Annotated in this window: 3 protein-coding genes and 1 pseudogene; all 4 read left to right on the plus strand. The window is 63.7% G+C overall.

The genetic code is table 11. The annotated features are described in order from the left end of the window. Nucleotides 1–674 precede the first annotated feature (674 nt). A complete protein-coding gene (locus BMW74_RS24240; RefSeq protein ID WP_093426626.1) occupies nt 675–2,678 on the plus strand; it encodes a type VI secretion system Vgr family protein in 2,004 nt (667 codons plus the stop codon). Beyond that, nucleotides 2,675–3,541, plus strand: a complete 867-nt coding sequence (locus BMW74_RS24245; RefSeq protein ID WP_093426627.1) for a DUF4123 domain-containing protein — start codon at nt 2,675–2,677, stop codon at nt 3,539–3,541. Before BMW74_RS24240 ends, BMW74_RS24245 begins: the two co-directional genes overlap by 4 nt. Continuing rightward, nucleotides 3,538–7,164, plus strand: coding sequence for a toxin VasX (locus BMW74_RS24250; RefSeq protein ID WP_093426628.1), 3,627 nt, complete (start codon nt 3,538–3,540; stop codon nt 7,162–7,164). The genes BMW74_RS24245 and BMW74_RS24250 overlap by 4 nt, the downstream gene beginning before the upstream one ends. Continuing rightward, nucleotides 7,154–7,453: pseudogene (locus BMW74_RS24255) on the plus strand (hypothetical protein); the annotation flags it as partial. The gene BMW74_RS24250 and the pseudogene BMW74_RS24255, both read left to right, overlap by 11 nt.

Raw genomic sequence — 7,453 nt, forward strand, 5'->3', positions numbered from 1 at the left:
CTGGAGATCCCTTTGTGGGAGCAACTGTCTTAGCCATGCCGCTCGTCACCGCCATCGCGAGTAGGAATCTGGGTTGAGCCCGTAGGAGCGAGGCTTGCCCGCGAACCGGCCAGCCCATTCAACATCGATGTCGTCAGACGTACCGCCTTCGCGGGCAAGCCTTAATGCCAGTCAGTTAAGGCGCCAAACCTGTGGGAGCGAGCCTGCTCGCGAAGACGGCAACACAGCCAACATCTCCGTTGACTGACCTACTGCTATCGCGAGCAGGCTCGCTCCCACGTGGGTTTCGCTTAACTGACTGGCATTAGGGCAAGCCTCGCTCCTACAAAGAATTGAGCTGCTCCCCGGATGTGTGTTCGCCGTGGACCAGGGTGGGAGCGGGCTTGCTCGCGAAGTGGCCAGCACCGCCAACACCTCCACCGACTGACCACTGCTTTCGCGAGCTAGCCCACTCCCACAAGGGAACCTGGACCAGGCGCCAACATCCCCGTCACCTTAAACAGCGGCAGTGACCCCTCACCTCGCTGTATCCCTCAGCCCATGTCATCACTTCCTGCACAGCCCAAGCCGCGATAAACAGAAACGTCCTACCTCCAAAGTAGACTCAGCTGACTGCATCAGACGGCCAATCAACGCAAAGTCCCACGCCCTTATTCTGCGCAAAGGACATGTGAATGCACCGTGCTGCCGATCTGACGCCTTTCTTGTTCACCGTCGAAGGTTTTACCCACGACCTTCAAGTACTTGAATTCTCCGGCAAGGAAGCCATCAACCAGCCCTTCGAGTTCCGCATCACCCTGGTCAGCGAGCGGCCCGACCTGGACCTCGACAACCTGCTGCACCGCCCGGCCTTTCTGCGCCTGGGCGCCGAGGGCAGCGGTATCCACGGCGCAATCTACAGCGCCGCCCAGGGCGAATCGAACGCACGCCTGACTCACTATCAGGTCACACTGGTCCCGCGCCTGGCCTACCTCGCGCACCGCCACAACAAGCGCATCTTCCAACACCTGAGCGTGCCCGAGATCATCGCCAAGGTCCTGGCCGATCACGCGATCCTGGCCGACACCTGGCGCTTTCAGCTGCGCACTCCCTATGAGCCGCGCGAATACTGCGTGCAGTACGCCGAAACCGACCTGCACTTCATCCAACGCCTGTGCGAAGAAGAAGGCCTGCACTTTCACTTCCAACACAGTACCGATGGCCACTTCCTGGTCTTCGGCGAGGACCAGGCGGCATTCGCGCCACTCACCCCCGCCACCGCCTACCTGCCCGGTAGCGGCCAGGTGGCATACGCGCCAACGGTGGATCGTTTCAATGTGCGCCTGGAGGCCCGCACCACCCAGGTCAGCCGCGCCGACTACGACTTCCAGCACCCCAACCTGCGACTCAACGCCAGTGCCGACGCGCCCCAAACTCCCGCACTCGAGGACTACGCCTTCCCCGCGCACTTTACCGACCGCAGGCGTGGCCGGCAGTTGGCCACCCGTGCCCTGGAACGCCACCGCAGCGACCACAAGCAAGCCCACGGCCGCAGCGATCAACCGATCCTGCGCAGCGGTCACAGCTTCACCCTCGCCGACCACCCCCGCCAGGAATGGAACGACGCCTGGCTACTGACGCACGTCGAGCACGTCGGCAAACAGCCCCAGGTGCTGGAGGAACACGCGCCGTCCCCGACCTCGGGCGACGACTTCAGCCAGGGCTATCGCAACCACTTCATCGCCATCCCCGAGCACGTGTCGTTTCGCCCGCCGCTGGACCATCCCAAAAAGCCCGCACTGGGCACCGAAAGCGCGGTCGTGACCGGCCCGCCCGGTGAAGAAATCCATAGCGACGCGTTCGGTCGGGTCAAGGTTCGCCTGCCCTGGGACCGCGATGACACCAGCGACGAACATTCCAGTTGCTGGCTGCGCGTGGTCACCGGCTGGGCCCATCAACAGTACGGCAGCGTCCTGATTCCCCGGGTCGGCATGGAAGTGCTGGTCGGGTTCAGCGAAGGCGACCCCGACAAACCCGTGGTGCTCGGCTGCCTGCCCAACGCCGAAACCCCGGTGCCCCTGGACTTGCCGGCCCAACAGACCCGCAGCATCTTCCGCAGCCACAGCACCCCCGGGGGCGATGGCTACAACGAACTGTGCATCGAAGACCGCAAAGGCCTTGAGGAAATCACCCTGCGTGCCCAGCGCGACTTCACCCAACTGGTGCGCAACGACCAGCACCTTGAAGTGGGAGGCCAGCGCAACACACAGGTCAAAGGCCTGTCCAGCCACGAGCTGCACGCCGAAGAACATCGCATCACCCATGGCAGTCGCCTCACCGAACTCAGGCAGGACGACCACCTGGTGGTGGCGGGCAGCCAACAGGTGCTGACCAACAACCAGCAACTCACCGCCACCGGTGAGATACAGCTCAGTGCCGGGCAACAAATCGTGCTCGATGGCGGTACGCAGTTGACGGTCCAGGCCGGGGGCCACTGGCTGAGCCTCGGCCCCGGCGGCATTTTCAGCAGCGTGCGGATTGTCGAAGGCGGATCGGCCGCCGCCGTCTCATCCACCTCACCGCTGCTGCCCGGTGAACTGCCGGCCATGGCATCGACATTCGAACCGCTCCAGCAACGCGCCGCCCTGCTGGCGAGCCGCAGCTCACGCTGCCTGATCTGCGAGGCCGCACGCCCATGAGCCTATCGACCACCTTGCCTGACGACCTGCCGTGGACCGAACACAACGCCTTTGTGTTGGTGGACGGCGCCACCCGCCGCGATCTGCCAGGCCTGTTCGCCACACTGGCGCCGTCATCCCCCCGCGTGGCGCTGTATGACTGCACGCGGTTCCGGGGGTTGAGCGATGTCTCACCGCTCCTGGTTCAAATCTCCGGCCCTGACCACCCGGCGCTGGACTTTTATCTGGAGCATGCTGCCCAGGAATGGGGACTGCTGCTCTTCAGCGCGCAGCCGGCCCATGAAGTGGCCCGGCACTTGCGAACGCTGCTGACGGTCGAACTGCCCACCGGCCAGGAAGTGTTCCTGCGCCTGGCCGATGCCGCCGTCGCGCAGGTACTGTTTCGCGGTGCGCCACAGAACCTGTTCGGGCCACTGTCGCAGGTGGTCATTCCCGACAGTGTGACCACCACCTGGCACCGCCATCGACCGGCGCGGGGCAAAACAGCGCCACTCATCCCCCCATACCGCCTGAGCCCGGAGCACAACAGCGCGCTGGATCACGTGGACCGTCGGCGCACCTTGTTGGACCTCGACAACCACCTGCGCACGCAGTTTCCCCACTGGCGCGCCGAGCAGTCGCTCGCCCAGCGTTGGCCGCTGCTTGAGCAATGGACGAACGAGGCCCAACAGCTAGGCCTGGGGTATACGGCTGAGCTCTATTACTACGCCAACATCATGGCCTGGCTCGGTGACGCTGGCGTGCACCCGCACCCCGCCATCGCACAACTGCTGCACGGCCCTTCCCCGCAGCCCATCGGCGAGCGTGTCGCACACGCCGCTGAACTCGCCCACCACATCGCCACCCACAGGGAGCGCCCATGATCGCGCCTGCCAACCTCGCGGCTGCCACGGCCTCCAAAGCCCGATTCGGCACCCTCGGCACCTGCCCGCTCAAGCAATCCCACGTGCAACTCCTGCCCCTGCGCTACGGCCTGGTGGAGCCAATCATGGACTCGGGTGCCGAGCTGCAACGGCCCTACACCCTGCAAACCCGCCCGCTGGGCGTGCGGCTGTTGCGTGACGGCTGGCTGTACATCATCGACAGCCTCGACAACCAGCTGTACGAGTACCGCCTCGACAACGGCATGGTCACCGAGCTGCTGTTCAAGGGCAAAGCCGTTGGTGTCGATCTGCGGGTGATGTGCGAGGCGCGCCCGGCACTGGCGTTCTCCCGCAAGAGCACCCTGTACGTGAACTACGCCCAGGTGCAGTGGACCGCCGCCAAGTGCCATCAAGTGCTGGACAGTGCCGAGGACCGTGAGCACTTCATGCAAAAGGTCGACCTGGGGCCGGTCAACTGCGAGAGCGGCGGGGCCGACCTGCTGACCGTCGAGCAGGCCAAGCGCTGGCTCGCCGAGGCCGGCACGGGCCCGGCGCAACAGGCCCAGGCCGATCAGGCGCACGCCGCGCAGCGCGTCGCACGGCACGCGGCCGGTTCGACCGCGCCGCCCCCAGCCGACACCCCGCAAGCCCCCGAACACGAACGCCGACCCTACCTGTGGGAGCAACCGCCGCGCTTTCGCGAGGCCCACATGGGCGAGTTGCTGGGTCAGGTGCGCAGCCTTTATCACGCCGACACGCTGTTTTTGATGGTGCACGACGACCTCGGCGTGCTGCAGGACCTGGCGGCCTATCAGGACACAGTGGTCGGCTGGGTCACACAGTGGCGTAACACCCCCCACCACGAGCGCGACTACCTGCTGGCCTGCTACATCGAGTCCCTGACCGTGCTCACCGCCGCTGACGCCGACAACGTGGTCAAGGCCAGCAACGACCCGGCCACCAACGCGATGGTCGATGAGCTTTGGGCCATGCCCGAGGCCACCCGCGAGCCTACGCGCCTGACCTTGCTCGACTACCTGAATCGTTACGGCGAGGTGTCGCCGGCGCGGAGCAAAGCCTCCCCGGAGCTGGAAGCGCTGCGCAAACAGACCCTGGACGAGTCCTTGCGCCAGCTCCCCTCCTACGGGCCGATGCTGCGCCAATACCAAGAAAATGCCCTGGCAATCACCGACCGGCGCTACTACACCCGCCAACACTTCAGCAAGGCCCCGCCCGAGTTTGTCGAGCGCCACCTCGACACCCTGATCAAACTCGGCAGGACCCGCAGCGAGCAGGTCCTGGACGTGCTCAACGGCCAGAGCTTCGGCCAGCGCGGGATCAACGACTTGATCGACCGCCCGGCCATGGACAAGGCCCTGGCCAAGATGCGTGCCGATCTCGAGCGCTGGAACCAGTTGCTCAAACGCATCACCGGCGACCGCGTGACACTGGTCAGCGCCGGCCGCTGTCACCGGGCCCTGTGGTACTACGACGGCCAGTCGTCGATTCAACGGGGCCAGGCCCTGGTCAGTGAATACGCCTGCCTCAAGGACATCTGCCGCGATGATGAGCAAACCCCCAAACTGTTCGAGTTCCTCGAACGCGAGCCCGAGCAGACCCGGGCGCTGTTCTACACCTTGCCCCTGAAGGACCAGCTCGACCTGACGAAAAAACTCACCTCGCTGGCCAATGCCGGCGTTGGCCTGTTCAACAATCTGCCGCACTGGCTGGCGGAACTGAAGAAGATCGAACAACCGCGCCTGCCAGCCCTCGACGACCTGCCATTGCCGACCCGCGACCTCGCCGAGTCCGTGCGCCAGACACTGGCCCCGGCGCTGAGCCTGGGCATCAACCAAGTCCTGGCGAACTTTGACCTGAGCGCGGGGAAAATCCCCGACCTCAACGAGCTGTTCCGTCAGTTGCCCAAGGCCCTACCCGCGCTTCTGCTGGACGCCGCCCGCACCACCGGCGTGACCTTCACCGTCGCCAGCCCGGCCGAACACGCGGCGCTGCAAGCCACCGTGCGCGAGGTGCAGGCCGAACGCGCCAGGCTCAAGTCACTGGTGCGCCAGCGCGAACAAATCAAAAACCAGAAAGGCCACAAAACCCCACAGGCCAGGGAGCTGCTGCAACAAATCGTGCGCGTGCGCCAGGCCCTCGACCAGCACGAAGCCCGGCTGGCCGGCGCCCTGAGCCCGGTCAACGAACTGCTGGACGAGTCGACCCGTATCTACGGCGCCACCCCCGCACGGGCCGGCGTGACCCTGGTGTTCCCGCCGGAGCAACAGATGGAAGTGCGCGGCCTGCTGCGCAACATTCGGCAGGGGGTGAGCACGGTGCCGAATGCGAGCCTGGTGAAGACCGAGGGGATGGGGTTTGTGGTGTTTGCGGTGCAGTTGGTGAATTTGGTGGGGGTGATCAGGGAGATGAACAAGCAGACCAAGGATCAGCGTGCATGGGGCAAACTCGGTGAAGCCGTTGCATCTACCGGCGCTGTGGGCTTCACGGCGGCACAAGGTCTTGCCGACACGGCCTTGAGGGCTCGTAGTGCACAGCTTGCCACGGCGCTCCAGCACCATGCGGTGAAAGGCATACATGTGCAGATGGGGAAGATGCACATTGGGCTGGGTATCTTCACGTATGTATTTGGCCTGTCAGCGGCATGGATTAGCTTTAACCAGCACGTTGAGAAATGGCAGCAGGCAACCCGTGCCGGAAACCCTGCTGCACAGGGCGCAGCCGCATTTGCCGCGCTGGGAGCAGGAGGTTCCATGGCCGCCGCCACCTATGCTGGCGTTCACACCCTACACGCGAGCTACACCGTATTGATCGCCAAAGGCAGCGCTGCCAGAGCAACCGCCTGGGCTGCTGCTGGCACACGGTTATCCAGTATCTATTTTCGGGTCAACCTGGCCGGCGCACTGTTTACCGCGATCGAACTGGCGGGTACCTGGCTGTACAACTATTACAACACCAATGCCCATGACCAATGGCTGCAACGCACACCGTGGGGCAAAGATAAAGATGACCGCTTACCGAGCAACCGCTCCCTGGATGAGTACCAAGACTCGCTGGAGAACCTGCTGCAGACCCCGCAGATAACCCTCGGCCCCGTGGCCCGTGATTCCTGGTGGAAAAACCTGCTGCTACGGGCCAAGCCCAGCGACATTCATGTGGTCTTGATGGGCCTGACGTTAGCCGACCTCGAGCCCCCCATGGCCGGTCAACCTGCCCGACGTCTCGGTATCTGGGCCAGACGCATCACCCACACCCTCCACAGTCGTGGCGCTGGCCGCACCTACACCTTGGATACCGCCGAAGACATTACCCAAGAGGTCATCAATAGCCTGCGGATTGTCCAGCTCAAGCCCTTGGCCCTACGCCTCGACAATCCACCGAGCGCACAGGAACCGGGACTGAGCCAATCCCACACGCTGGAACTTGGCATCTGCATACAACGGCTGGATGAGCAGGGTAAGTGGTTATCACGCAACTACTTTTTCCGCTTCGACGCCACCGATACGGGAAAGCTTTTCCCCTTGCCGCAAGGGGCCATCAAACAACCCCTTGTGATGGCGTTGGTTCACACCTATCTGCTGGAGCTGCCTGACCATGCCCAATAACCTTGATGTCGCCATGCCTCAACCGCAACTTGAACAACCGCACAAGGCAGGTGATGTCGAACCCTTTCCCAGTGGCCGCGTGACCTATTTGGCACCGCTGCCATTGCCTTCGCCACTGCCCCCTTATGGACCGCATATTGGCGAACTGAACGATACGTACATGGATTTCGGGATGGGCCTACCTCAAGTATTTAGTTGGCAGGTAACGTTGGGCGGTCCATTTACCGGCGCCTTTATGCTTGGGATCCTATGCCCACTGTTTGCCGGCTTCATGTTCTTTTTATTTGGG

Origin of the sequence: Pseudomonas sp. ok272 (genome assembly GCF_900109995.1) — a bacterium.
GTDB lineage: Bacteria > Pseudomonadota > Gammaproteobacteria > Pseudomonadales > Pseudomonadaceae > Aquipseudomonas.